Origin of the sequence: Micromonospora sp. NPDC049102, assembly GCF_043197485.1 — a bacterium.
In the GTDB taxonomy this organism is placed as follows: domain Bacteria; phylum Actinomycetota; class Actinomycetes; order Mycobacteriales; family Micromonosporaceae; genus Micromonospora.
The window spans coordinates 119,704-143,888 of record NZ_JBICTE010000003.1 but is presented as its reverse complement, the minus strand read 5'-3'; the positions used below and the strand labels follow the sequence as shown (position 1 = coordinate 143,888).

Sequence of the window (24,185 nt, the reverse complement as noted above, 5' to 3'; positions counted from 1 at the left end):
CCAGTCACCGGGCGGATTCAGCCCAGAAGCCCCGCGTCCCGGGCGGCACGCAGGGACGGCTTGATGTGGTGGGTCGGCCCGACCTGTGCGGCCACGGCGTCGATGGTCTTCAGACCCTCGCCGGTGTTGAAGATGACCGTCTCCGCCGTCGGGTCGAGCCGGCCGGACTCGACCAGCTTGCGTAGCACGGCCGCGGTCACGCCGCCCGCCGTCTCGGCGAAGACCCCGGTGGTACGGGCCAGGTCGCGGATGCCGGCGCGGATCTCGTCGTCGTCGGCGTACTCCATCCAGCCACCGGTGCGGCGCACCGCCTCCAGTGCGTAGAGGCCGGCGGCCGGGTCACCGATGTTGAGCGACTTCGCGATGCCGGTGGGCTTGACCGGGATGATCGTGTCCGTGTCGGCGTGCAGGGCCGTGGCGATCGGGTTGCAGCCGGCCGACTGCGCGCCGAAGACCTTCCAGCCGCCGGCCGGCGCGTCGACCAGGCCGATCTCGACCAGCTCGGAGAACGCCTTGTCAATCTTGGTGAGCAGTTCGCCGCTGGCCATCGGGATCACCACCTGGGCGGGAATCCGCCAGCCCAACTGCTCGGCCACCTCGTAGCCGAGGGTCTTGGAACCCTCCGCGTAGTACGGCCGGACGTTCACGTTGACGAAGGCCGTGTCCTCGAACTCGTCGGTCTCCACCAGCTCACCGCAGAGCCGGTTGACGTCGTCGTACGAGCCGTCGATGGCGACCAGTTCGCCGCCGTACACGGCGGTGGTGATGACCTTGCCCTGCTCCAGGTCGGAGGGGATGAAGACGATCGAGGGAACGCCGGCGCGGGCGGCGTGCGCGGCCACCGAGTTGGCCAGGTTGCCGGTGGACGCGCAGGCGAAGCGGGTGAAGCCGAGCGCCTTGGCGGCGGTCAACGCCACCGAGACGACCCGGTCCTTGAACGAGTGGGTCGGGTTGGCGCTGTCGTCCTTGACCCAGAGCGGCGCGGTGATGCCCACCTCGGCGGCGAGGTGCGGGGCCGCCACCAGCGGGGTCAGCCCCGGGTCGAGGGTGACCCGGGTGGCGGGGTCCTGGCCGGCGGGCAGCAGCGCGGCGTACCGCCAGATGTTGTCCGGGCCGGCCTCGATCTGCTCGCGGGTCACGGTGGCCAGCGCGGCGGTGTCGTAGTCGACTTCCAGCGGGCCGAAACACTCGTAGCAGGCGTGCTGGGCGGCGAGCGGGTAGCGGGCCGAACAGGCGCGGCAGACGAGGGCACGGGCGGGGCTGGCGGAGGTGTCGATGCGGGAGGCGGCGAGCGTCGACGTCATGTCGAGTCCTCTCATCTTTCCCCGCATCGCACGGTGCGGCGGGGACGGAATTGGCACCTGCCCCGCGGGTCGCTCAGCGGTGAGCGCGCGGGGTGGTTGCCGGGGCGTCGTCGGGCCGTATCCCTCAGCCCCTCTGGATGAGGTATTCAGTTGTGGTGCCGAGTCTAGGACAACGCCGTCCGCCGCCTCTACCGCGGATCCCAGGGTGTGGGTCAGCGGGCGATCTGTATCGCGAACGTGGCCACGGGGACGAGGTCGATGAACAGGGCCGCGTTGGCGGCGCCGATCCGCTGCACGCCATCCCGGCCTACTGACCGCGTTTCTCTGCCCGGATGCCCGGCGGACCCCGCGCCACCTTCGCCCCTTGGCTGCGATCCCCGCGCTGGGCAGGCAGGACCCCGCACCCTATGGAGCCGAAGCCGCGCGGATCATGCGGACAGCACCGCGGTGGGGCAGCGGCCCCAGAGCGTTGCACGGGGTCGCCTTCCAGCCTGGCCGGTGAGGATCTCCCCGACCTGGCCGCCGCTCTGACCTGCGCCGGCCAATCGCACCCCACCCGCGCCGCCCGGAGAATCCATCAGCTTTTCGGTGGACAGTTGAAGACGGCTGCAGACAGGTCGTTGAGTTCTTTGGCGTGGTTAGGCATGTTTCTCCCCAGGTCGAGGAGAGCGCTGACCCATTGGTCTTTCTGCTGCAGGTCGAGTTTGTAAGAATTGCCTTTGATGAACTCTCGGGCGTCTTTGAAGTTTCCAGTCTTCATATCGTTGATCATGCCGAGCAGCGACACCGTCACGGACGTGGCGTCGGGGTCGTCGCCGATTGCGGTGACCATCGACGCCAGACGGGTCGTGGTGAGATCGCTGACGTACCCCGATTCGCGTTCGGCGACCTGCTCGAGACCGAACGCGTCCAGAAGGGTGGCGGGGCGGTTCGCATCGGCGGCGGCGTAGTCGAAGACGACGTTGGCGTGGCCGGTGGCACCGAACTCCAGGACAGGCGCGAAGACGCTCAGCGCCGGCTGGTTGGGCACCCGTCCGATCATCTGCTTGACGTGGGTGAGGTTGGTCGACATGTCCTGCGGCGACCAGCCCAGACTGTTGAAGATCGTGCGACTGGTCGGCAGATCCTTGGCCCAGATGAGTTGGCCGAGGTCGTCGCTGATGCGGGCCACGGCATCGGTGGGGCGGGCGAGTTTGGCTGCGGCGTCCAGGACGGCGATGGTGATCCGGGACCAGAGCTCGCTGGAGGATTCGGTACGTCCGCCTGGTCGGGCGAGGCTGACTTTCCATTTGGTATCGATATCGAAGTTCGAGCCACTTTCCTTCGCACCGACAGAAGAGTGGTGCAGGACCGCGACGCCATACTTCTCTGCCACATTCAGCAGGTCGGCATCGACGGGGCCGCGGCGCACGACGATCGGCAGTTCGGCCCGCTGGGCGAACTGTTCCAGGAGATAATTCAGTGCATTGATGTCGGCGACAGCTGCGGCGCGGTTTTCGGCCTCGTTTTCAGCGCGCCTGTTGAGTTGCGGGGTGCCCAGCACGATGGCGGTGTGCCCACTCCCGGCGGGGCCGACCAGACCAGCGAGATACTTGACAAGCGACTGAGGAACGCCTGCGCTGTTGGTGGAGATGACGTACACGTTGGGATGACTGGTGGAGACGGAATCCGTCAACCGCAACGACCACGTCGGCGGCTCTGCCGCCTCAACAACGCTTCCCGGCTCGGCGGCGACAGCGGCGTCTTGCGTGGCGATGGGGGCGAGCAGGTTGCGAGTGCGCTCCGGATTGCGTATGCCCAGCGCCGCCAATGCAGCGACCGTCGGACCGTTGCCCACGGTGAGCAGCGTGCCGTGCTCGTCGGTGAGCGCCACACCAGCGTCGGTGCGAGCACTTGCCAGATTTGGACCGTGCTGAATGAGCATCGCCGCGCGTCGGCCGGGCTTTTGATTGCTCACGGGAACGTCACGAATCTCCCGAATTCCGCCCGCGGCGAGTCGGAATCTACCGTCATCGCCGAGCCTCGTCCCGGACACGAAAACGTCCGTGAGTCCGGCCGTCTGCGTGGAGTGCACCTTCACCACGCCGGCAGCAGCCAACAACCGCTTGTTGCTTTGTGGCAGTAGAACGAACAGCCGAGTGGCGAAATCGTTCAGCGCGGTGGTGCCGCTCGCGGTGACCGCCAGGTCGCACACCACCGCGAGGATGTCGCGACCCGCCGACCGCTCGTCCCCCACGATCATGTCACGCAACTGCTCAACAGTGATCAACCGGCCACCCACATATGGCCCGAACACGCTACCCTGGATGAAGACCGCATATTCGTTGGAGGCGGCCCGGAACGACTTCGCCGCCTCAATCAGCCGCGACTGATCCTCGTCCAGCAGATACAGACCCGGCCGACTGTCATCAGGCAGGCGTTGCATCACGTCCTGCGGTGCAGGGTGCACCGACGGCTGCACCCCCGGTGGCACCTGAGCGTCGAACGCAACCCCTTGGTCCGCCTCGTCCTCACTGTCACTGTTGGCGGAATTCAATCCTTCCCTGTACGAGCGATGGACGCTCCAGTAGCCGTACTCGCCCGTGAAGGTGTTCGGGGTGCCAAACTGGCCACTGTTACGGTCGTCCCAGATCCACTCGACGAGCATGCCCTGATCATCGGGCGGGGCGATAAGTTGCAAGGGCGCGGGACGAGGCGGGAGTCTTTCTTGGTGGACTCCGGCTTTACCCAACTCGAAGAGGGTTTTCCCCCCCTGCGGCCCCACGTATGTCAAGGTTCCCACTGAGGGTCCATAGTGAGCTGCCTGGACTATGGTGGTCGAAGTGGGCATTTTTGGCCAAGCGTCCACCACCAGACTGTTCGGGTGAGCGGGCGGTCCGAGAATGACGAAGTGAGTGTTGCGCTCTCGGTCTATGGCGTAGGTGATTGGAACGTCGTGAAGCCCAATGTCATCTGCGAGCTTCGTGAATGCGAGGCTCGCGTACTCCTGCATCAATCCGGTCCCGAAGTATTGGGCCAGAAAAGCGCTACGCGCTATCCAGGTCAAGTCGTCCGACTCATTACTGTTGACCCAATAGTGCGGATTGCGGATCTCGTTGACGAGACCTTGTGGAATTCCTCGATACGAGTGGTGGACCTGGTAGTCGTTTGCCGGGCCGTAGGGCAGCTCTTCCACTACCCGTGCGATAACTTGTCGCACCTTGTCGCGAGAGACTCGGCGCCATGCTTGCTCGCTCTCGTTGAGGGCGCGGAGCGGCGCGACCGATCCCGAAAGAAGCTCAACGAGGCCAGGGTGGGTCAAGTTGGCCAGGTCCCGCGCCTGGTCTCCCAGGAACGCCGCCAACGCCTTGGGGTCCACCTTGGGATCTTTGAACTTATCCTCCAATTCCTGGATTTTATGAAGGTCAAACACCGTCTTCACCTCGAGCTGCTTGAGCTTGGCTAGTTCCGCGGCGGGAGCAATACTTTTCCGGTATTGCGGCATGACGCAGGTGACGAGAAATTCGAATCTCCTCGTCTCGTCCCGATTTCTCCAGAGCTGCCTTGACCTCGAAAGCCTTATAATTTCTGCTTGAGTGGAGGCGATGACCCTACTGTACAGCTCCTGCGTCGCTACAACTGTTGAATAGAGGTCCAGGTCCTCCCGACTGTACGCCCAACTGGGTCTCTCCCATTCGGGAGAGCGCCATGTCACGGAACCTCGGTCGGCGAACACACCGACGCGCCAAGTCTGGCTTTCGAAGATTTCCATGTGCCGCTCGGCGGTCTTCATCAGCGTTCGGAACTTGTCACGCACGTCAGCATAGTCTGGAACTGCAGCAGCAAAAGGGCCATTGACGTCCGATTGCGAATAGTATGCGGCCGCTTCCCGCAACCGCGCTGCGACATCAGCCGCCGCGCTTCGCTGTGCATAGACTCGCCGATAGGCATCCCTCACGGTTATGCCGCGTAATGTTTCCGCCGACGGTTGGTACCTCTCCAGTCGCCCGGCGAATGGCACGCCGGTGGGCTCGACGGTTTGGGTGTCGAAGCCAAACGGATGCAGGGCATCGGATATCGAGGCCGAGGCGAGTGGTCTTCCGTGGCTGTCGGTCAGCGCCACGCCTTCGTGGTAACGCGCGGTAGCGAGGCTAGAGCCGTGTTGGACGATGGCGGGGCCTACTGATTCGGAGCCGGCGCGGACGAATTTGCGGATGCCGGCCCGGTAATGGCGGATGCGGCCGTCCTCAAAGACGACGGGGCGGGTGACGAATATGTCGGTGAGTTCGTGTGTGGCGTCTGTTGATGGTGCCTCAACAAAGGCGGTGCCGCCCATGGCGTACAGGTGAGGGTGTTCCTCGGGTAGCGCGGTGAAGAGTGCGGTGGCGAAGTCCTTGACGACGGTCGGGCCAGTGGCGGTTGCGCCGCACTGCACGAGGATGATGGTCTTACCGCGGGATCGGGGGTCGGCGGCGATCAGGTCGCGCAGTTCGATGTAGGTGAGGAGCCGGTTGCCGATGGTGGGACCGGCGGGGCTGCCGTGGACGAAGACGGGGTATTCGTCGGCGGCGGCGAGGAAGGTCTCGGCGGCCTTGATATGGCTGATCTGGCTGGGGTCGACCATTCGGAGGCCAGGCCAGTCGAGGTACGTGATCCCTAGCTTGGCACTGTCGGCGATGACTGCCTGGGTAGGTGTGATGGCCGGGGTGACGGTAACTCGGGCAGGGTTCTGCGGGAGAGTCGCGGCGAGGGTGCCGTTCGTGGTCTCGCGCAGGAGAGCGATGCCGTCGGGTGCGCGGACCGCCAGGAACTCCTCGTCGGTGTTCGCTCCCATCGCGGTGACGCTGACCAGGAGGGCTTGTCCGGGTCGGAGGTTGTCCAGCTCGCGTACTAACCCGATGATGCCGTCGACGCTGTGGGATGCACCGGCTGGTCTGGCGGTCGCGTCAATTTTTCGGTAGCGGGCGGTAACGACCCCATGCGGTAGGCCCACCTCGGCGCGGCCATCGTTCCAGCGCAGTTGTCCCGGCATCGCGGGGCCGTGTAGGACCCGCTCCAGGTCGACGTCGCCGCTGCGCTCGGCGATCAGGTGGCGGTTAGGTAGCACGAGGGCGTAATCGGCGTCGGCTACCTCGACGACACGTCCCTGAGAGTCGACGGGCAGGACTTGGCTGCTGCCGGAGGCGGCCAGGTCGCCTGCAGGCATCCGGATCGGTAGGCGAAGTGTGTTGGCGCGGTTGAGTGCCTTATCCAGACTGGTGTCGGCGACCAGCGACGCTGGCACGGCTTCGACCATCCGGGAGAGCACACTCAGCGGCTGCGCCAGCAGGACAGCCCGAGTCTCCGCAGAGTCGACCATGCCTGCGGCCAAGTGGACCAGATGCACACCGGGCACCCGCCTGGCGGTCCGTACCTCATCGGGCACGGAGGCCGAGTGCGAACTCAGGTATTGACCCGAGGGCACCCAGGTCAGCACATCTTCGGGACAGCCTGAAGCGCTGACATCCATCCGAACCTCCTGATTTCTCGGAGCTTTGAAATTTTCTGGGTTGCAGAAAATCAGCGGTAGTCCCTCTTCATAGGACGGACGTCCTCGGCAGAGGCACGCCGTCAAACTTGTAAGTGTGAAATCCTTATCCGTGAGCGCGCTAACGACGGCGGATCCTTGCGAGCAGCTGCGCACGCGACCGAAGATCCCCGACCTGGTCGTAGGACTGGCGGGGGTGACAAGCACGTCGCCGAAGCCGATTCGCCGAAGCTCCGGCGACGCGCGTCACGGGTGCGGTCAGGCGTTCACCGGGCTGGGCTCGACCATCGACGGCGTCGGCGCGTCGGCGCGACGCCGTAAGAGCAGCGCGTCGAGCGCCCACGGGCCCGAGCCGAGCGTCGCGACCAGCAGGAACGACCAGCAGAAGAGGACTGCCAGCTCACCGCCGTTACGCAGCGGCAGCAGATCGTCCGGCTGGTGCACGACGAAGTAGGCGTACGCCATCGAGCCGGACGCGAGGAGCGCGGCGGGCCGGCTGAAGAGCCCGACCAGCACCAGCGCGCCGCAGAGGAGCTGGATGAGGGCGGCCCACCAGCCCGGCCAGGTGCCGAGCGGCACCGCCTTGCCGGTCATCGGGTTGCCGCCGAACAACCCGAAGACCGAGGAGAGGCCGTGCAGCGTGAACAGCAGTCCGACCACGATGCGGAACAGGGACAGGGTCGGCCCGCCGAGCCGAGAGACGTTCATGGAGACCTCCATCGAAGGGAACAGATCTCTTCCATGGTGGGGCCTCAAGGCATAGATGTTAATAAATTCCTTGCTAGTGGGAAAATCCCCGGCGGGAGCACCCAGAGCGCAGTGCTGGAGTTGCGACTTTGCCCTGATTTGACCGACACTCCAGTGAATCTCGCGCATAGGGAGCGCTCCCGAGCCCTCAACGTACCGGCCGGCGTGGGTGCCCGTACACCCTGTCGAGCTGCCCCGAATGTGGGGCAAGCGGCTGCCACCCGGTGCGGTGACCCGGTCGCTACGCCACCTCGCTCGTCGAGATGGCGTTGTTCTTGATCGAGCGGAGGATCGAGACCATCCGGTCGGCGTCGGGGTTGGAGAAGAGCGCTTCGGGACCGCGCGGGGCGACACCGTTGAACGGGGACTCGTAGAGGCGACCCGGTTCCATCACGCCGTTCATGGTCAGGTCGTTGACGATCAGGTTGATGAAGTCGAGCTGGGCGGCGTTGAGGTTCCGGTCGACGAGGAACTCGCTGAACGCGTCCCGGGCCGCCTCGCGGTCGAGACCGACCAGGGAACGGATGAACAGGCCAAGGCCCTCGGAGGATCGCCGGGCTTGGTCGATGTCCTGCTTGTCGCCGACGCCGCTCTCGCCGAGCATCCGTTCCAGCTCGGCGAGGTCGGTGCCGGAGAGTTGGCGGTTGCGGCGCAGCTTCTGCACGGCCACGTGATCCTCGTGGGTGCGCAGGTAGACGCGCATCTTCGCGCGGAAGCGTTCCAGGTCGGTGCCGACGGTCACACCACTGAACGGCAGCTCGACCTCCTGGTCGATCTCGTCGGCGAAGTTGGTGAAGACGAGGGTGCGACGCGCCTTCGGCACCAGTCGGACCAGGTCGCGCATCCGGCGCCGAGCCAGTTCAAGCAGGGGCAGCGTGACGTCCTGCCACCACTCGTCGCCGGCCACCTCGTCGAGCAGTTGGGCCCGTTGCTGGATCATCGGGATGGTGGTCTGCTCCAGCAGCGCCGAGGCGATCTCCTGGACCTCGGTGCGGTGCCGGTTGAACCGACTGTCGGGCACCAGCAGACCGAGTTGCATCCGCAGGATCAACAGGTCGAAGCGCTTTGCCTCCTCGCCGTCGTCGCGGACTTCGCTGGGCAGGCCGGCGAGGCCACCGACGAGCTGGGCGGACGCCTCGGGCGACAACCGGTGCCAGTTGGCGAGGTCGACGTAGTACTCGACGAGGCGACGCTGCGGGCGCACCACCACGTTGTCCAGGCGCATGCCCTGGATCCGCCCGTGCAGGTCCCGGGCGATGTCCCAGCGCAGCCCGGCTTCGCTCTGCGTACCGTCGGATGCGTCGCTGTCGGCGGCGTCGGCGGGTCGATGCTGGTCGAGCTGGCTGACCAGCTCGACCTTGGCCTTGAAGATCCGTTCGGTGAGTGATGGGCTGAGCGAGCCCTCGGTGGTGGTCGGGTCCTGGCTGAAATACTCGAAGTTGCCGCAGAAGTCGAATACGAAGAAGTCCTTCTTGTGGATGCCGGGGGCATACAGGTCGAGCCGGAGGCGGGTGCCCCGGCCGAGCATCTGGGCGAACTTCGTCTTCGACCGAACGATCTTGAAGAACACCAGGTTGACGACGTCGGGGACGTCGATGCCGGTGTCGAGCATGTCGACGGAGATGGCGATGTGCGGCTGTTTCTCGGAGAGCGAGAAGGTGTCGATCAGGCCCTGCGCGCGCTCCACCCGGTGGGTGATGATCCGGGCGAAGTCGCCGCGGTAGTGCGGATAGTTGGCGTCGAAGCGCTTGGCGATGAACTTCGCGTGCTCGTTGTTCTTCGCGAAGATGATCGTCTTGCCGATCCGGTCACCACCAGCCACCCGGTGACCTCGGGTCATCAGGTATTCGAGGACTCTGTCCACTGTGTCGGCGTTGAAGAACCACTTGTTGACCGCCTCGGCGCTCACCTCGTCGGGCACGTCGACGTCGTCGCCCCACTCCAGGGCGTCCCAGTCGTCCTTCTGCTGCTCGGTCAACTCGTCGTAGCGCAGCCCGGAGCGCTGGATCCGCAGGTCTACCGCGACCACCCGGGGCGGCACCAGATATCCCTCGGCGACGGCCTCCTCCAGGGTGTAAGCGTCGGTGGGGACGCCGTCGACCAGGTCGAAGAGGCCGTAGGTGTTGCGGTCGACCTCGTCCTTGGGGGTGGCGGTCAGCCCGACGAGCAGCGCGTCGAAGTAGGAGAAGATCGTTCGGTACTTCTGGTAGACCGACCGGTGCGCCTCGTCGATGACGATGAGGTCGAAGTGCCCCGGCCCGAAGCGGCGCAGTTCGCCGTCGGTCTGGTTGATCAGGCCCAGCATGGTCGGGTACGTCGAGACGTACACCCGACCCTCGCCGACCTTGTCCTCGGTCAGGTTGACGGTGGTCACGTCGGGCAGGTGTGCGCCGAAAGCGTTGGCGGCCTGGTTGACCAGGGCCACCCGGTCGGCGAGAAACAGCACCCGCTTGACCCAGTTGGCCCGCATCAGCAAGTCGACCAACGCGATGACGGTGCGGGTCTTACCCGCCCCGGTGGCCATCACCACCAACGCCTTGCGCTGCCAGTCGACCTCGAACGCTTCGGAGATCAACCGGATTGCCCGCTGCTGGTAGTGCCGCTCGACGATCCCGCCGTCGATGGTCAGCTCGGCGAGCCGCCGCCGGGTCGTGCGCCGCTGCACGAGCAGTTGCAGCTCATCGCGGGTGTAGAAGCCCTGCACCGGCCGGGGCGGATAGCAGGCGTCGTCCCAGAGCCAGGTCTCGTAGCCGTTGGTGTAGAAGATGACCGGCCGCTGCCCGTACGCCGCTTCGAGGGCGTCGGCGTAGTTCTTGGCCTGCTGCTGACCGGTGAGCGGGTCACGGCGGGTGCGCTTCGCCTCGATCAGGGCCAAGGGCTTGTCATCCTCACCCCACAGCACATAGTCGACCCGCCCGTTGCCCGACCCGTGCGGCAACCCGGTGACCGGAAACTCCCGGTCCCGCGCCTGGTCGAGCCGCCAACCCGCCTCGGCGAGCAGCACGTCGATGTAGCGGTCGCGGGTCTCCTGCTCGTCGTAGTCGTGTCCGTCCGGCCGGGCCGCGTTCGCGGCCTTGGCCGCCGCGATCTGCGCACGCAGGGCGGCGACCTGCGCGTCCAGGTCGGCGTTGTCGGCCTCCGCCGCAGCCAGGGCGGCATCCCGGGCGGCCAGCCGCTCGTCCAACGCGCGGACCTCCGCGCGGCTCTGCTGCCGCACGCCGGTCGCGGTGGGAACCAACGCCGGGTCGAAGGCAAGAGCATCCGGGGGTACGTTGGCAGCGTCCCGGGTGTAACGACGAGCAAGCCAGTACGTCAGGTGGAACAGCTCGCGGACGACCTGCTCGCCGTCCGGCTTGGGCACCTGGCCCTTGTCATGTACCGCCGCATTGCCCTTGATGCGAATGATCTGCATCTTGGCGATCAAGGTTGCCCCGGCCAGGCTCCTCATCGTCGGCTCGCTGATCAGGCCGATCAGCCGAGTGTCGTTCGGCTTCCGCAGCGTCTGATCGGCACGATAGAGCCACTTCACCGCGTGTTCCAGGCACCGGCGGGCATAGAAGCAGGCGGTACGCGGGTTGACCACCGCATTCAGCTCCGCCTGCTCGGCCTCGGCGAAGAGGTCCGGCCACTCGGCGCGCAGAAACACGAAGTTACTCATCGACGAAGATCCCCCCAGCACGTGGACAGCCCTCGATCATCACACATCAAAGCTCCCCGCGAAAGGCTTTGTCCTGAAGCGACGCGAAGAGCGCATCCAGCTCAATCGAGCCGGAATGAGCGCCGGCACGGAGCTTTTCGATCTCCTTCGAAACCGCGACGAACTTTCGCTGCTGCGAGAGCGGCGGCAACAAGACCTCGAACTCGCTAACCATCTTGAGGTTCAGGTTTGCCTGATTCCCACCACGCGCCAGCATCCGCAACCGCTCATAGGAAAGCTTAAGCTGGACAAACATAAATTCTGTTTCGAAGTTCGGACTCGGCAAGAGCACGGCGCAAGCCTGATTCGTCGCAGCTGGAACGCCCAGAACGGCACTCCGTCCTCTAGTTGCGCCCTGCCCGTACATGGCCACAACTATCGAATCCGCCGGAAAGACGTGAGATTTGGCACCGACCCGTCCTGAATCGGTGATTTTCTCTTCCGTATCCATGATCCTAGAGCCGCGGACTTCTGCTGTCTTAACCCAAGGTATTTTTCCTCCGTAGTTTGTGGCCACGCTACGCGGCGGAGTACTTCCAGTGCCGACATCCGTCAGATTCCCGAGACGTGCCACCGTCAGCCGTTTGTTATTTTCTCTGATATCGCCAAACATTTGCAGAAAAGTAGACCGCTCAAGCTCGTCGAGCATAGCCAAGGCTTGCCGCCGCTCGGCGCGCAGCTTGTCCATGCAGTCCAACACATCGTTGATCCTGCGCTGCTGTGGAAGCGCAGGGACTGGAAAGTCTAATCGCAGCAGGGCGTCTCGATTAACGGTGGCCTGATTCACCCACTGTTGGCACATCGACTTGAACACCCCACGCCTAAATTGCATTTGCAACCAGCGCGCCAAGTAGCCAGGTAGCACCTTGGTGTGATCAACCCGCAATCGGTAGAAGTGATTACTAAAAACCGCCTCGGTTGACTGGGCGAACAAGGCAGTCTTACCAACAAGGTCGGGGCTGTTCGTAGCGTTGAATAGGACATCGCCGGGGCGCAGTGAGAATTTCTCCATGCGCTCAGACTGACGCGGAACCAATCGCTTTTTCGACAGGTCGAGCTGACCATCGCGGGTCACGTTGTTCATGCGGATCTGCAGGATGCCATCTCCGGCCTCCTCACCACAGGCATACCCGGGCTTCACCTCAGTCAACAGATCCCGAAGTGGAATGCTCGCCGGGCGGCTCATTTGAGCATCGCCTTCAGGTCGGACATGCCCTGCTGAATCTCGGATTCGAGGCGTTCGAGGTCCGCGAGGATTTCTAGCGGAGCTCGGTGCTCGACCTCTTCGTGCGCGACCTCCTTGTAGCGGTTGAGGCTGAGGTCGTAGTCCTGGGCGACGATGTCGTCTTTGGGCACGCAGAAGCTCTGTTCGGTTCGTGCGCGCTTCAGCTCGTCATTGTTGCGCTGCGACCAGCGAGCCAGCACGTCCGGCAGGTTGTTCTTGGCGTGGTCGGCTTCGGTGAGCTCGGCCTCCGGACGTGCGCCGAGCTTGTCTTCCGGCAGCAGCGGGGTGCGCTTGTCGTCAAGGCTCCAGCCGTCGGCGGTCACCTCGTAGAACCAGACGTTGTCGGTGCCACCGCTGTTGGTCTTGGTGAAGAAGAGCACCGCCGTGGACACGCCCGCGTACGGCTTGAAGACGCCTCCGGGGAGCTTGACCACCGCGTCGAGCTTGTGGTCGTCCACCAGCATGCGGCGGATCTCCTTGTGCGCCTTGCTCGACCCGAAGAGCACCCCATCGGGCACGATCACCGCCGCCTGGCCACCCGGCTTGAGCAGCCGCAGGAACAGGATCAGGAAGAGTAGTTCCGTCTTCTTGGTCTTGACGACCTGGGTCAGGTCCCTCGCGGTGCTGTCGTAGTCGATGCTGCCGGCGAAGGGCGGGTTGGCCAGGATGACGGAGTACTTCTCAGCCTCGTCGGCGACACTCTGCGCGAGCGAGTCACGGTATTCGATGACCGGGTTCTCCACGCCGTGCAGGAGCATGTTCATGCTGCCGACCCGCAGCATTGTGCTGTCGAAGTCGAAGCCGTGGAACATCCTGTGGTGGAAGTGCTCGTTGCGCTTCGGCTCGTGGAACAGGTATTCGTGCTCTCGGCGGACGTACTCGCTGGCCTCCATGAGGAAGCCGGCGCTGCCGCAGGCTGGGTCACAGATGGTGTCGTCCGGGCCGGGGGCGACCATCTCCACCATCAGCCGGATGATGTGCCGGGGCGTGCGGAACTGTCCGTTGTGGCCAGCCGTGGCGATCTTGCTAAGCAGGTACTCGTACAGGTCACCCTTGGTGTCGCGGTCCTCCATCGGGATGCCGTCGAGCATGTCGACGACCCGGGACAGCAGCGCAGCGTTGGGGATGGTGAAGCGGGCGTCCTTCATATGTGTTGAGTACGTCGAGCCGTCGCCGCCGAGCGTGCGCAGGAACGGGAAGACGTGCTCGCCCACGGTCACGAACATTGCGGCGGCGTCCGCGTTCTTGAACCGCGACCAGCGCAACTCCTCGTACGGCTTGTCCTTGGCGTCGCTGCCGGACGGAAAGATGGGCCGTTCGATTGGCGTGCCGGTCCGAGCCGCCTTGTTGAGCGCGAGGGTGTGCAGGTCGTCCAGTCGACGGATGAACAGCAGGTAGGTGATCTGCTCGATCACCTCAAGCGGGTTGGAGATGCCGCCCGACCAGAAGCTGTCCCAGATCCGGTCGACCTTGCTTTTCAGTTCCCCAGTGATCACGAAGCGTTGTCCCACCATCTCGATACGTCTCGGCTGAGCCCGTAAGGCTACGACGCACCCGCTGATCCCGGGAACCCGCCGCTCGGCGTCTTCGACGCGGTGTCGCCTTGCCGACTGTGGCGATTTTTTGGGGCAGCGGCGAGTCGGCAGTGTCCGATAGTGTCCGGCCCAACACGCGGAGCGAGAATGTCTCGCCTGCCAGCCGGAGGGGCCACATGGCGAGCATCGAGGAAGTCAAGGCCGCACTCGCGCAGGCCGCCGAGCAGGGCAACAGCACCCAGCAGCAGATCCGCGCGGCCATCGAGGCGACCGAGCAGACGCTGGCCCGGCTACGCGCCGTGGCGGCTGGCACCGGGCACCCGACCATCGCCGAGGCCATCGCGCGCGGCGAGCAGAGCAAGCAACGCCTCGTCGAGGCGATGACCCTGCTCCAGGGGAGTTCGCAGGCCGCACGCAACTACATGAACGTTCTCGGCTGACCTCCGCCCCGATTCCGGGTGCCGGTCGTCAGCGCGCCGCTGCCCATGCAGGTGGTACTCCGCTCAGCTCCGCGACGTGAGTCGGCCTGCGTCCGCGAGCAGCGCCTCCAACTCGGCGTCGGCGAGAGCCTCGTCGGTGAGGATTCTCTGGACCGTCGCCGCCTGGATCCGTCCGATCATCTCCTGGCTGATCGCATAGTCAAGCGACGGGTCGATGGTGGCGAGGATCAACGATTCGGCGTCTTCAGCTCGAATCTCAGGGCCACCGTCATACTGGACGCGCAGGTCTGCGACGAACTTGATGACGCCCAGCCGGTCTGCGGTCTCGCCGAATCGACGGTCGACGGCGACGAAGAACAAGGCGGCAAGGAACCGAGGAAACCCGTCCCAGCCCTCGGCGTCGAGCCGGGCACCGACGGACTCGTTGGCAGCGTAGTCGCCCCGGATCATCGTCCGGACGTAATGGATCAGCTCAGGCTTGATCATCTTCAGGCCGCCTTCCTTCGCATTGCACCTGCTCCTGACCGCGACGCCGGCAGGTAACTGCGGGTTGTTCCCGGGCTGACTGAGGGTACGGATTTCGGTAGGGTCGGCGACGTTCGCAACGCCGAAGGGACTCCTCATGCCTCGCGTCATCATCCCGGTGGGCTTCAGCCTTGGGCCGCAGCACCGGTACGTGCGTCCCGCCGATCCGACGCCCGAGTCGTGGGAAGTCCATCTCGGCAGCGACATGCTCGAACTCAGCGAAGACGAGGTCGGCGTCTACGGTGCCGCGTTCCTCGACGTGGAAGGGCACTCCAAGCTCCGCGTCGACCGTGCCGCCCTGGTCCAGACCCTACTGACCGCACCCACGCCGCAGCCGGAGGCCGAACGCCTGGTCGACAGCCTGATCGGCCGAGGGCTGCTGCTGGAGTTCGACCCGGAGGGTCCGTTGGAGGACCTGTTCCGGCGCTACCGCCTCTTCCCCGCCGCCGAAGGCATGGGCACCACGCCCGAGGAACCCCACTTCCACCGGATGGGCCACCACAACCGCCCGCTGGTCGCCGTACAGAACGACGCATACGTGATGTGGGCCTTCTCTTTCGTCCACCCCAACCTCTGGGATGCCTGCTCCTACTTTGCGAGGGCAGACGACGAGGAGTTGAACGAGGGTGAGGCACCGATCGGCCTCACCGCCGAGAGCGTTGCGAGAGAGGTGGCGATGAATCTCCCGATGATGATCGCTACCCAGTGCGCGTTCCTGGACCCCGTTGCTGTGCTGTGAGCTACCGACGGCGCGGCTACCGCAACGGCTCTCGTCGGCAGGACGGCTACCTTCGCAGCCTGCGCTATGAGGCACCGAAGGAAGGACTCGGCAAGCTCGTCGAAAAGCTCAGCGAGTGGGGCGGTGCTGTCGTTGGCCTTGCGGCGGCGACGGCAGTCGCCCGGCAAGGGGTAGCGGTCCCCGCAACCGTTCTGGCCGGCTCCGGGCTCGTGCTGGGGGCGGCTTCAGGTGCGGTGGCCAAAGCAGTGGTGACGGCAGCCTTCGACACGGTTAAGGAACGTCGCCGCGCACGGTTGGCGGGCAGCGGCGAGAGCGTCAGCGTCAGCGTCAGCAGTATGGCCATGGAGATCGAACAGGTCATTGCCCTGGTCGAGCGCAATCACGATGCGCTGCGCGGAGTGATAGACCGGATCGGCAACAACCACGCCTGGCTGATGACGGTGCTCATGGGGGCGAGTCCGACGGTCTTACAGCAGATCAACGGGCAATTGACCGGTGCACGCAGGTCGGTTGAGGAAGCCTGCACCCTGTTGCGGCTGTCGAAGGACAACCTGCGCGGTTACCTTCGCACCATCTGACGTGATCTACGGTGTTTCCGGGCTTCCCGCGACGTAGGTGCCCTTGCCCTGGTGACCCTCAACGAGCCCTCGGTCGCGCAGGATACGAAGTGCCGCCTGAGCAGTTGAGACGCTGACGTCAAACTGGTCGGCAAGCTGCGCGTAGGTCGGGAGCTTCTCTCCCGGCTTGAGTTCGCCAGCACGGATCTGCGCGGTGATCGTCTCGACGACACGGACGTAGTCAGCGGTTCGATTGGCCATCAGGTGGTACTCCTCGCTCGGCACCACCATCTGATCACGGAACCTCTTCTCCTACAACACCGTCGTTGACTTAGGTAAGTACGTCAACTAACGTGACGCACGTGGGACTCCTCGCTCGGCAGCCGGGGGTTCCGCTTCCCGGGCAACCGTCCCGGCCCTCCGGGGCAGCGCTCAAAGGTGGTCCAGAACCCGAGCTGGGCTGGTTGTGGCGCTGCCCCGGCACCCCCGTAACCCCACGAGAGGAGTCCACCCGTGACCGTGTCGGAGACCGAGACGGAAGTGCCGGCGGCGAGCGCGATCTGGTCCGTGGAGCAGGTGACGGCGGAGCTGCGCGAGACGTACCTCGCCGTCGCTGCCGCCGCCGTGCTGCTGGAACGGACCGGGGCGGGTTGCGCCCACCCGGCGATCCGGTTGGCGCGACGCAGCGGCGAGGATGCGCTCGACCTGGCCGGCGACGCGGAACGGCAGCTCAGTGACGGCGTTCACCTGCTCCGCGCTGACGCCGGCCATCAGGGTCGGGCCACCATCGGCGCTCTGGTCGAGGTGCTGGACACCGTCCGGGACCAGTTGGCCGGTGCGGCCACCCGGATCGGCGCGCTCCCGGCCCGGATCACCACTGCTGGGCAGCAACTCCTCGACACCGACCAGCACGACTCGACCCACGACCCGGCGACCGAGACTGCGGCCGGGCAGTGGCACCGGGCTGCCGACCAGCTCGGGCTGATGACCGAGAGCCTTTCCGCGGCGGTCGCCGCGCTCACGTCGTACACCGGCGGGTTGTCCGGCGCGGAACCCGCCACCACCTGAAACCTGCCCGCGGACCTGCGTGGGAAGGAAAGGGCCCGGGGTGGGTGCTGGGCTCCGGCCGGTACGTCACGCGCGGGCGTGCCGGCCGACCCCGCCCGCCCCGGCGCCGCCCGCAACCAGCATCGAACGGAAGGCGGTCCACCGTGATCTACCAGCCCATCCGGCTACTGCTTCCCCAGCTCGTCCGCGCCGTCTCGACCGCACCGAACAACCGGTGGTCCCGGTGACCGAACCGCACTGGATCATCCACCTGCCGACCACCCTGCACCGGGTCGACGACGCTGCGGCGCTGGCCATGGCGCTGCGCCGCTCCCTCGGCCATGTGCTCGCCATCGACTTCGGCGAGACGACGCTCAGCGAGGAGGACCGGCAGTTCCTGCGTACCCGCGTCTGGTGCGACAACCGCCTACCCGGCGGTGCACGCTGCGCGCTGCCCGCCGACCACCCCGGCGAGTTGTGTGAAGCCCCACCCGAGCGGCCGTGAAAACATGCTCGGATGAGCCCCGAAAGTCGCCGCCGTAAGCGTGCCAAGCCCAGCCGGTCCGGGCAGCAGGTCGTTCGTCGTGCCCAGCTCACCGAGGTCGAACAGTGCGACTGCCCGGCGTGTTCGGGCGCTGACTTCGACCCGCAGAGCTTCATCGTCGACCTGGTCGGCGAGGGTGCACACCTGACCAAGACGGACGATCCCGTCGAGGCCGAGCTGTTTGCCGCGAATTTCCTGTCCGCCGGTGATCTTGCTGGCGAGGACTTCACCGAGGCGCTCAACGATGGCATGCTGCCGGCCGTCGCCGAGATCGGCACGCCGGAGGCGCTCGCCGTACTGCTCGCGATCGACGCCGTCCGGGAGGGCACCGTCGCAGCGGCCGCCGCCCAGCGTCTGATGGACGCGGGCGTCACAGCGCCGAGTTGGGCCAGTGAGCTACGCCAGCCCGTGCGGGTCGGCCCATGTCGGCGGTTTGCCGACCCGGCTGGCAGCGCCTCCATGCTCGTCTGCGCCTTCGAGCGGGCGGGGCGCTCGTACGGGTTCGTCGTCCACGTCGACCACCTTCACTGTGACGCGGCCGCCGACATCGTGTTCTTTCCCGCCGATGCCCTGGACGAGGTTGTCGGCACCATCCAGCAGAACGGCCGCCGCGCCGGTGTGACGATCGCCGAGGAACTGTTGGACCCGGCCGAGTTTCGGTGGCAGGTCGAACGAGCCCTCGACGCCCGCGCAGACCACGACCAGGAACGCGACCCCGCGGAGTTCGACGACGATTTCGACGACGAGGATGAGGACGGGCTGAGCTACCACCTGCTCGCGCTGCTGCTGCGAGCCCGGATCAGGACGCTGCCCGAGCCGACGCGCCCACCCGCCGAGCACGACGCCGACACCATTCAGACCACCCTCGAACTGCTGGACATCATCGCCCAGATCGCCGGGCAAGCGCAGCAGGTCCAAACGCGCGCACGACGGCGTAGCGCCGGGCGGAAGCTGCCCGCCAAGCGGAGAAAATCCGGCCCAGCCGCGCCCATCTACCAAATCAAGGTGAGTCTGCGGGAGGCGAAGCCCCCGATCTGGCGGCGTCTGGAACTGCCCGCCGACACGAGCCTGGCCGACCTGCACCACATCATCCAGGTGGCCTTCGGCTGGGACGACGCCCACCTGCACGTCTTCGAAACCCCCTACGGCGACTTCGGGGTCGCCGACCGGGAGTTGGGCTACCGCTCCGAAGCCCCCGTCACCCTGGAACAGGTCGCGCCCGGCGTCGGTGACCGGCTCAGGTACACGTACGACCTCGGCGACAACTGGACACACGAGATCGCCGTGGAGAAGATGCTGGACCGACAACCGGTCGAGTATCCCCGCTGCACGGGCGGGCGGCGGGCGGCCCCGCCGGAGGACTGTGGCGGCGTCTGGGGCTACGCGGAACTTGTCGAGGTGTTGAGCGATCCCGGCCATCCCGAACACGGTGACCGACTGGAATGGCTCGGCCTCGCCTCAGCCGCCGACTTCCAGCCCGCCCGGTTCGACGCCACCGGGATCACCCGAGCCCTCACCGAAGGAGCCACGGATGACTGATCCTGCTGGCGAGCTGATCCTCTACCGCGCCGACGACGGCAACTTGGTCGTCCAGCTTCGGGCGACCAAGGGGACGGTCTGGCTGACTCAGGCTCAGATGGCCGAGCTGTACGGGACCTCGGTGCAGAACATCGGGCAGATCCTGTCCCGCTGGCGCTGGCGGAATATCCGCCACTGCGGCCGAAGCGCGGGTCGGGCGGGTGATCCACTCCGGGGTCGGCGATGTGGTGGCATCCGGCTAGCCGGGAAGGCCCCACTTCACCGATCTGGCGAGCGGCGACAAGGCCGGGCAGCGGTCGGCCGCACCGGTGGGCGAGGATCGAGGGATGATCTGCCGCGACACCATCGGGCGACGGATCGGTGCGGCGGCCGCGCTGGTTCTCGCGCTCAGCGCCTGTGTCCCCCGCGACCACGAGGGGCAGGGCGGCGACCCCACCGGCCCGCCGCCCAGGGCCACGACCGCGCCCGACGCGGGCCAGTCGGCGAGCAGCGCCCCGCTGGCCGAGTGCCCGACGTCCGGCGTCCGGATCCGATCGACCGGCGGGGACGCGGCGATGGGGCTGCGCGCCCTCGGCGTCGAGCTGGTCAACTGCGGTGAGCGCCCCTACCGGCTCAACGGGTATCCGGCGATCTGGGTGCTCGACGAGCAGCGCAAGCCGATCATCCTGGGCGTGGTGAACGGGGCGAAGGACATCACGTCGGGCTTCGACCAGCCACCGCAGCCGATCACGCTGCAAAGAGGCGAGCGGGCCGTCGCCACCGTCGTCTGGCGCAACCTGGTCACCGACTCGACGGTGGTGGCCACCGACGGGACGTATCTGACGGTGGCACCCGCCGCCGGTCAGCCGGCCGAGGAGGTCGACCCGCACGGCCCGATCGACGTGGGCAACACCGGCCGGATCGGGGTCAGCGCCTGGCGCGAACCTACGACGTGATGTCCTTGCGGGTGAAGCGCCAGAACGCCAGCCCCCAGAACAGCGTCGCGTAGCTGATCGCCGAGATGCAGCCGCGTACCACGTCGTCGGTCTGCACCGGCGTGGAGAGCAACCCCAGCCAGGCGGTGCTGAAGTGGGTGGGCAGGAAGTCCCGCAGCGCGCCCAGGGCGGTGATCTGGTCCAGGATGCTGGACAGGATCCAGAGCAGGACCGCGCCGCCGACCGCGCCCAGCGCGGCGTCCGTCGTCACCGACAGCAGGAACGCCAGGCCGGCCACCACCAGGAGTACGACCGCCAGGTAGCCGAGCACCGCGAGCAACCGGAGCAACCCCTCGCCCGGCTCCAGCTCGGCGGCCACAGTGCTGCGCAGCGGCGACCAGCCGTAGCGCAGGGTGCCCGCGAGCAGGGCGGTGCCGGCCAGCAGCACCAGGGCCAGACCCGAGTACGCGAGCGCGACCACCAGCTTCACCGTCAGCAGTCGTGCCCGGGGCACCGGGATGGCCAGCAGGTAGCGCAGGCTCCCCCAGCTCGCCTCGCTGGCCACCGTGTCGCCGCAGAACAGCGCGACGACGACGACCAGCAGGAACGACGCCGACACGAAGATCGAGAAGAGGGTGAAGTTGAGCCCGCCCGAGGTGGCCAGGTCGACAAGGCTGGCGAACTCGTTGTTGCCGTTGTCGTCGTCGCCACCGGAGTTGAACTGGAAGGCGATCAGGATGATCAGCGGCAGCAGCACCATGAACCCGAGCGCGAGCTGGGTTCGCCGCCGGGACGCCTGCCGGCGGAACTCCGCCCCGAAGGGCATGGTGGCCGACGGCCGGTAGCCGAGGGCCGCGCCGGCCGGATCGGTGACGCCCACCGGCGCTTCGACGGAAGATCCAGCCATCACCGGTCACCGCTTCCCCGAGAGTTCTCGCCCACCAGGGCGAGGAACGCGTCCTCCAGGCGCCGCCGGGGCACCACCCGGTCCACTCCGATCCCGGCGCGTACCAGCTCGGCCACCACCTCGCTGCGAGCCGTGCCGTTGGTGTCGACGACGAGCTGCCCGTCGCTCTCCGGCAGCACCCGTACGCCGTGCAGCCGGTCCAGCACCGCCCGAGCCGCCTCCGGATCGGTGACGTCGAACAGGACGCTCGGCGACTCGCCCACGATCTCCTGGACCGGCCCGGAGGCCACGATCCGGCCCTTGTTGACCACCACCGCGTGCGTGCAGGTCTGCTCCACCTCGGCCAGCAGGTGACTGGAGACCAGCACCGCACGCCCGTCGGTGGCGTACCGCTGGAGCACCCGGCGCATCTCGGCGATCTGCGGCGGGTCCAGCCCGTCGGTCGGCTCGTCCAGCACCAGCAGCTCGGGGAGACCGAGCATGGCCTGGGCGATGGCGAGCCGCTGACGCATGCCGTGGCTGTAGTTCTTGATCTTCCGGTGCACCGAGTCACCGAGCCCGGCGATCTCCAACGCCTGGTCGAAGTGCGCGTCCTCGGCCGGCCGCCCGGTGGCCCGCCAGTACGCCCTGAGGTTGGCCAGGCCGGAGAGGTGCGGCAGGAACCCGGGCCCCTCCACCAGCGCGCCGATCCTCGACAGCACGGGCGAGCCGGGTACCAGCCGACGACCGAAGACGTAGATCTCCCCGGCGGTCGGCTGGGTCAGCCCCATCAGCACCCGCAGGGTGGTGGTCTTACCCGCGCCGTTGGGCCCCAGCAGGCCCACCACCTGACCCGGGTGCACCTCGAAGTCCACGTTCGACACCGCCACGAAGCCGTCCGCGTACTCCTTGCGCAGCGCCCGCACGGCCAGCGGCGTGTCCGCGTACTCCGGATGCACCGACCGGTCCTGGCGACGGTGTCGGCGGCGAACCACGGCGACGACCACGACGAGCCCGAGCACGATGGCGGCGAGGAGACCGGCGAGCACCCAGCGCCAGACGGTCGCCGCGGTGGGGATGGGCTCGCCGTCGACGGTCGGCAGGGTGACCGCGCCGTCCGCGGCCACCGTGTAGACGGTGGGCGCGGCGGGCGTGGTGTACGCCTGGTCGGAGCTGGCGACCACCAGGCGCAGCCGGTGCCCCGCCTCGACCCGGCGGACGATCCCGGGCAGCGTCACGGTGACCGGGCGGGCATCCTGCACCCGCTGCGGCAGACCGGTGAGCCGGATCGGGGCGACCAGCCCGTTCGGCAGGGTGGCGGCCCCGTCCTTGTCGACGTCGTAGAGCTTGACGAAGAGTACCGCCGCACCGGTCGGCGAGGCGGCCCGCACGGTCACGGTGGGCGCGCCGGCCACGTCCACGGCCTCGGTCAGCGGCGCCGACTCGAAGCGGGCGTGCTGGCCGGGGATGTCGCCGGCCACCCCGTCGAGCAGCGACGCGAGGCCACCGGCGAACGGAATCGAGGAGATGGCGGCCGGGTTGCCGCTCGGCGGGTTCGCGATCGGCTGCGCCGGACCGGCGACCGCCACCTCCCGGCGGGCGTTGCCGGCGAGGCCCGGGTAGTCGGCGCGGCGGAAGCCGGTGGCGACCAGACCCCGGTCGAGCGCGTCGAAGCCGGCGATCCGGGACCAGGTGAAGTCGTCGCCGGGCGCGTCGCCCTCGCCCTTGACGTAGTGGTCGAGCCACTGGACGGTCAGGAACTTCACCCGGTCCGAGTCCGAACGGGGGCCGGTGCCGCCGTCGTGCCCGCCGGTGAACCAGGCGACCCGCACCGGGGTGCCGGCGGCGGCGATGCCCTTGGCGTTCGCGTCCGCCTCGCCGAGGGGAAAGAGCGTGTCCGCCTCGCCCTGCACCAGCAGGGTGGGTGCCTTGATCCGGTCCAGCACACCCGCCGGGCTGGAGCGGCGCAGCACGTCCACGGCCGCCTGGTCGGCCCGGCCGGTGGTGGCGATCCGCAGGTACGCGGCACAGACGTCGGCGGCGAACCGCCCGCAGGACGGGTCCGCGGCGCCGGCCGGGAGGCCACCGGGCGCGGTTCCAGGGCCGGAGCCCGGCCCCGGGCTCGGTGGGCCGGCGGACGCGGGCGCTCCTTCGGGCTGGGCGGCGGTCGTACCGGAGAGCCCGGCCGGGCCGCTGCCCACGTTGCCGCCCCCACCGAAGAAGAGACCGGCCCAGCCCTTCTTGAACACACCCTCGGTCGGCGCGCCGCCGGTGCTCTCCGGCAGGAAGGCGCGGGACAGGTCGTTCCAGGTGATCATGGGGACGATCGCGTCCACCCGGCGGTCCTGGGCGGCCAGCAACAGGGCGAGCCCGCCACCGTACGAGCCGCCGACCACGCCGACCTTCGGGTCGCCGGGGGCATCGGTACGCACCTCGGGCCGGGCGGCCAGCCAGTCCAGCAGCCGCTCGGCGTCGCGCACCTCGTAGTCCGGATTGTCCAGATGGATCTCGCCGCCGCTGCGGCCGAAACCCCGCGCGGTCCAGGTGAGCACCGCGTACCCGCGTCCGGCGAACTCCTCGGCGTCCGAGCGCACCGACTCCTTGGTGCCGCCGAAACCGTGCGCGAGCAGGACCGCGGGAACCTTCCGACCGGACGACGCGCCGGGCGGGAGGTAGAGGGTCGTGTCCAGGTCCACGGGCTGGTCACCGGACGGTCCGGAGCGGACGGTGAGCATCGCGCTCTGGGTACGGACGCCCGATCCCTGCGGCCACACCGCCCAGGTGACGGCGACCACCAGCAGCACGACGACCACCGCCGCGGCGATCACGCGACGGCGGGTGGGCAGGGCACGCCGGAACCACGCGGCCGGCGACGGCGATCTCATGCGGCACACGGTACGGCTCGCAGCCTGAGCGTTGGCTGAGATCCGCCGTACGTCCGTCCGGTTGCCCCGATCGGTGATCCGACCCGGCGCGACCG

General features: G+C 67.2%; 17 protein-coding genes and 1 riboswitch. Of the genes, 7 read left to right on the top strand and 10 right to left on the bottom strand.

Going from position 1 to position 24,185, the window contains the following annotated elements; genetic code table 11:
* Window positions 1-17: 17 nt before the first annotated feature.
* The 6 genes from thrC to ACGFH9_RS05265 all read right to left on the bottom strand — a co-directional run bounded on the left by thrC (window position 18) and on the right by ACGFH9_RS05265 (window position 13,975).
* Window positions 18-1,304 carry a threonine synthase gene (gene thrC, locus ACGFH9_RS05290; protein WP_393215631.1) on the bottom strand — a complete coding sequence of 429 codons (1,287 nt, stop codon included), beginning with the start codon at window positions 1,302-1,304 and terminating at the stop codon, window positions 18-20.
* An 8-nt stretch (window positions 1,305-1,312) separates the two neighbouring features.
* A riboswitch (SAM riboswitch) is annotated at window positions 1,313-1,448 on the bottom strand.
* Window positions 1,449-1,881: 433 nt separating this feature from the next.
* On the bottom strand, window positions 1,882-6,792 hold the full coding sequence (locus tag ACGFH9_RS05285) for a hypothetical protein (RefSeq protein ID WP_393215628.1): 4,911 nt from the start codon (window positions 6,790-6,792) through the stop codon (window positions 1,882-1,884).
* A gap of 276 nt (window positions 6,793-7,068) precedes the next feature.
* A complete protein-coding gene (locus ACGFH9_RS05280) occupies window positions 7,069-7,518 on the bottom strand; it encodes a DoxX family protein (protein WP_393215625.1) in 450 nt (149 codons plus the stop codon).
* Window positions 7,519-7,798: 280 nt separating this feature from the next.
* Window positions 7,799-11,215: a DEAD/DEAH box helicase family protein gene (locus ACGFH9_RS05275; protein WP_393215622.1), complete on the bottom strand. Its 3,417-nt coding sequence runs from the start codon at window positions 11,213-11,215 to the stop codon at window positions 7,799-7,801.
* Between the two features lie 46 nt (window positions 11,216-11,261).
* Window positions 11,262-12,440, bottom strand: coding sequence for a restriction endonuclease subunit S (locus tag ACGFH9_RS05270; RefSeq protein ID WP_393215619.1), 1,179 nt, complete (start codon window positions 12,438-12,440; stop codon window positions 11,262-11,264).
* Window positions 12,437-13,975: an N-6 DNA methylase gene (locus tag ACGFH9_RS05265; RefSeq protein WP_393215616.1), complete on the bottom strand. Its 1,539-nt coding sequence runs from the start codon at window positions 13,973-13,975 to the stop codon at window positions 12,437-12,439. The genes ACGFH9_RS05270 and ACGFH9_RS05265 overlap by 4 nt, the downstream gene beginning before the upstream one ends.
* A gap of 215 nt (window positions 13,976-14,190) precedes the next feature.
* Between ACGFH9_RS05265 and ACGFH9_RS05260 the strand changes: the two genes are divergently transcribed.
* A complete protein-coding gene (locus ACGFH9_RS05260) occupies window positions 14,191-14,454 on the top strand; it encodes a hypothetical protein (RefSeq protein ID WP_124772308.1) in 264 nt (87 codons plus the stop codon).
* Window positions 14,455-14,517: 63 nt separating this feature from the next.
* On the opposite strand, the gene ACGFH9_RS05255 is transcribed toward ACGFH9_RS05260, so the two are convergent.
* The gene (locus ACGFH9_RS05255; RefSeq protein ID WP_393215612.1) at window positions 14,518-15,078 is read right to left on the bottom strand and encodes a hypothetical protein; all 561 of its coding nucleotides are present in this window, start codon (window positions 15,076-15,078) and stop codon (window positions 14,518-14,520) included.
* Here ACGFH9_RS05255 and ACGFH9_RS05250 point away from each other — a divergent pair.
* Both ACGFH9_RS05250 and ACGFH9_RS05245 read left to right on the top strand, forming a co-directional pair.
* Window positions 15,077-15,718: a hypothetical protein gene (locus ACGFH9_RS05250; protein WP_393215609.1), complete on the top strand. Its 642-nt coding sequence runs from the start codon at window positions 15,077-15,079 to the stop codon at window positions 15,716-15,718. The two genes, ACGFH9_RS05255 and ACGFH9_RS05250, sit on opposite strands and share 2 nt — an antisense overlap.
* The gene (locus ACGFH9_RS05245; protein WP_393215606.1) at window positions 15,715-16,296 is read left to right on the top strand and encodes a hypothetical protein; all 582 of its coding nucleotides are present in this window, start codon (window positions 15,715-15,717) and stop codon (window positions 16,294-16,296) included. The genes ACGFH9_RS05250 and ACGFH9_RS05245 overlap by 4 nt, the downstream gene beginning before the upstream one ends.
* Window positions 16,297-16,302: 6 nt before the next feature.
* Here ACGFH9_RS05245 and ACGFH9_RS05240 read toward each other — a convergent pair whose 3' ends face one another.
* The gene (locus ACGFH9_RS05240) at window positions 16,303-16,536 is read right to left on the bottom strand and encodes a winged helix-turn-helix domain-containing protein (RefSeq protein ID WP_393215974.1); all 234 of its coding nucleotides are present in this window, start codon (window positions 16,534-16,536) and stop codon (window positions 16,303-16,305) included.
* 252 nt (window positions 16,537-16,788) lie between these two features.
* Here ACGFH9_RS05240 and ACGFH9_RS05235 point away from each other — a divergent pair, with 252 nt between their 5' ends.
* The 4 genes from ACGFH9_RS05235 to ACGFH9_RS05220 all read left to right on the top strand — a co-directional run bounded on the left by ACGFH9_RS05235 (window position 16,789) and on the right by ACGFH9_RS05220 (window position 20,340).
* On the top strand, window positions 16,789-17,343 hold the full coding sequence (locus tag ACGFH9_RS05235; RefSeq protein ID WP_393215602.1) for a hypothetical protein: 555 nt from the start codon (window positions 16,789-16,791) through the stop codon (window positions 17,341-17,343).
* 214 nt (window positions 17,344-17,557) lie between these two features.
* Complete coding sequence (locus ACGFH9_RS05230) at window positions 17,558-17,827, top strand: hypothetical protein (RefSeq protein ID WP_393215599.1); 270 nt, start codon at window positions 17,558-17,560, stop codon at window positions 17,825-17,827.
* A 12-nt stretch (window positions 17,828-17,839) separates the two neighbouring features.
* Window positions 17,840-19,405 (top strand): plasmid pRiA4b ORF-3 family protein, encoded by a 1,566-nt coding sequence (locus ACGFH9_RS05225; RefSeq protein ID WP_393215596.1) that lies wholly within the window; start codon window positions 17,840-17,842, stop codon window positions 19,403-19,405.
* A 326-nt stretch (window positions 19,406-19,731) separates the two neighbouring features.
* On the top strand, window positions 19,732-20,340 hold the full coding sequence (locus ACGFH9_RS05220) for a DUF4232 domain-containing protein (protein ID WP_393215593.1): 609 nt from the start codon (window positions 19,732-19,734) through the stop codon (window positions 20,338-20,340).
* On the opposite strand, the gene ACGFH9_RS05215 is transcribed toward ACGFH9_RS05220, so the two are convergent.
* Both ACGFH9_RS05215 and ACGFH9_RS05210 read right to left on the bottom strand, forming a co-directional pair.
* Window positions 20,330-21,226: an ABC transporter permease gene (locus ACGFH9_RS05215; protein WP_393215590.1), complete on the bottom strand. Its 897-nt coding sequence runs from the start codon at window positions 21,224-21,226 to the stop codon at window positions 20,330-20,332. The genes ACGFH9_RS05220 and ACGFH9_RS05215 overlap by 11 nt on opposite strands.
* Window positions 21,226-24,090, bottom strand: coding sequence for an alpha/beta fold hydrolase (locus ACGFH9_RS05210; protein WP_393215587.1), 2,865 nt, complete (start codon window positions 24,088-24,090; stop codon window positions 21,226-21,228). The genes ACGFH9_RS05215 and ACGFH9_RS05210 overlap by 1 nt, the downstream gene beginning before the upstream one ends.
* Between the last annotated feature and the right edge of the window lie 95 nt (window positions 24,091-24,185).

Bases quoted from the DNA above. Each gene is read 5' to 3' on its own strand.
- thrC (WP_393215631.1), bottom strand. From the start codon at position 1,304: ATGACGTCGACGCTCGCCGCCTCCCGCATCGACACCTCCGCCAGCCCC.
- ACGFH9_RS05285 (WP_393215628.1), bottom strand. From the start codon at position 6,792: ATGGATGTCAGCGCTTCAGGCTGTCCCGAAGATGTGCTGACCTGGGTG.
- ACGFH9_RS05280 (WP_393215625.1), bottom strand. From the start codon at position 7,518: ATGAACGTCTCTCGGCTCGGCGGGCCGACCCTGTCCCTGTTCCGCATC.
- ACGFH9_RS05275 (WP_393215622.1), bottom strand. From the start codon at position 11,215: ATGAGTAACTTCGTGTTTCTGCGCGCCGAGTGGCCGGACCTCTTCGCC.
- ACGFH9_RS05270 (WP_393215619.1), bottom strand. From the start codon at position 12,440: ATGAGCCGCCCGGCGAGCATTCCACTTCGGGATCTGTTGACTGAGGTG.
- ACGFH9_RS05260 (WP_124772308.1), top strand. From the start codon at position 14,191: ATGGCGAGCATCGAGGAAGTCAAGGCCGCACTCGCGCAGGCCGCCGAG.
- ACGFH9_RS05250 (WP_393215609.1), top strand. From the start codon at position 15,077: ATGCCTCGCGTCATCATCCCGGTGGGCTTCAGCCTTGGGCCGCAGCAC.
- ACGFH9_RS05255 (WP_393215612.1), bottom strand. From the start codon at position 15,078: ATGAGGAGTCCCTTCGGCGTTGCGAACGTCGCCGACCCTACCGAAATC.
- ACGFH9_RS05240 (WP_393215974.1), bottom strand. From the start codon at position 16,536: ATGGCCAATCGAACCGCTGACTACGTCCGTGTCGTCGAGACGATCACC.
- ACGFH9_RS05225 (WP_393215596.1), top strand. From the start codon at position 17,840: ATGAGCCCCGAAAGTCGCCGCCGTAAGCGTGCCAAGCCCAGCCGGTCC.
- ACGFH9_RS05220 (WP_393215593.1), top strand. From the start codon at position 19,732: ATGATCTGCCGCGACACCATCGGGCGACGGATCGGTGCGGCGGCCGCG.
- ACGFH9_RS05215 (WP_393215590.1), bottom strand. From the start codon at position 21,226: ATGGCTGGATCTTCCGTCGAAGCGCCGGTGGGCGTCACCGATCCGGCC.
- ACGFH9_RS05210 (WP_393215587.1), bottom strand. From the start codon at position 24,090: ATGAGATCGCCGTCGCCGGCCGCGTGGTTCCGGCGTGCCCTGCCCACC.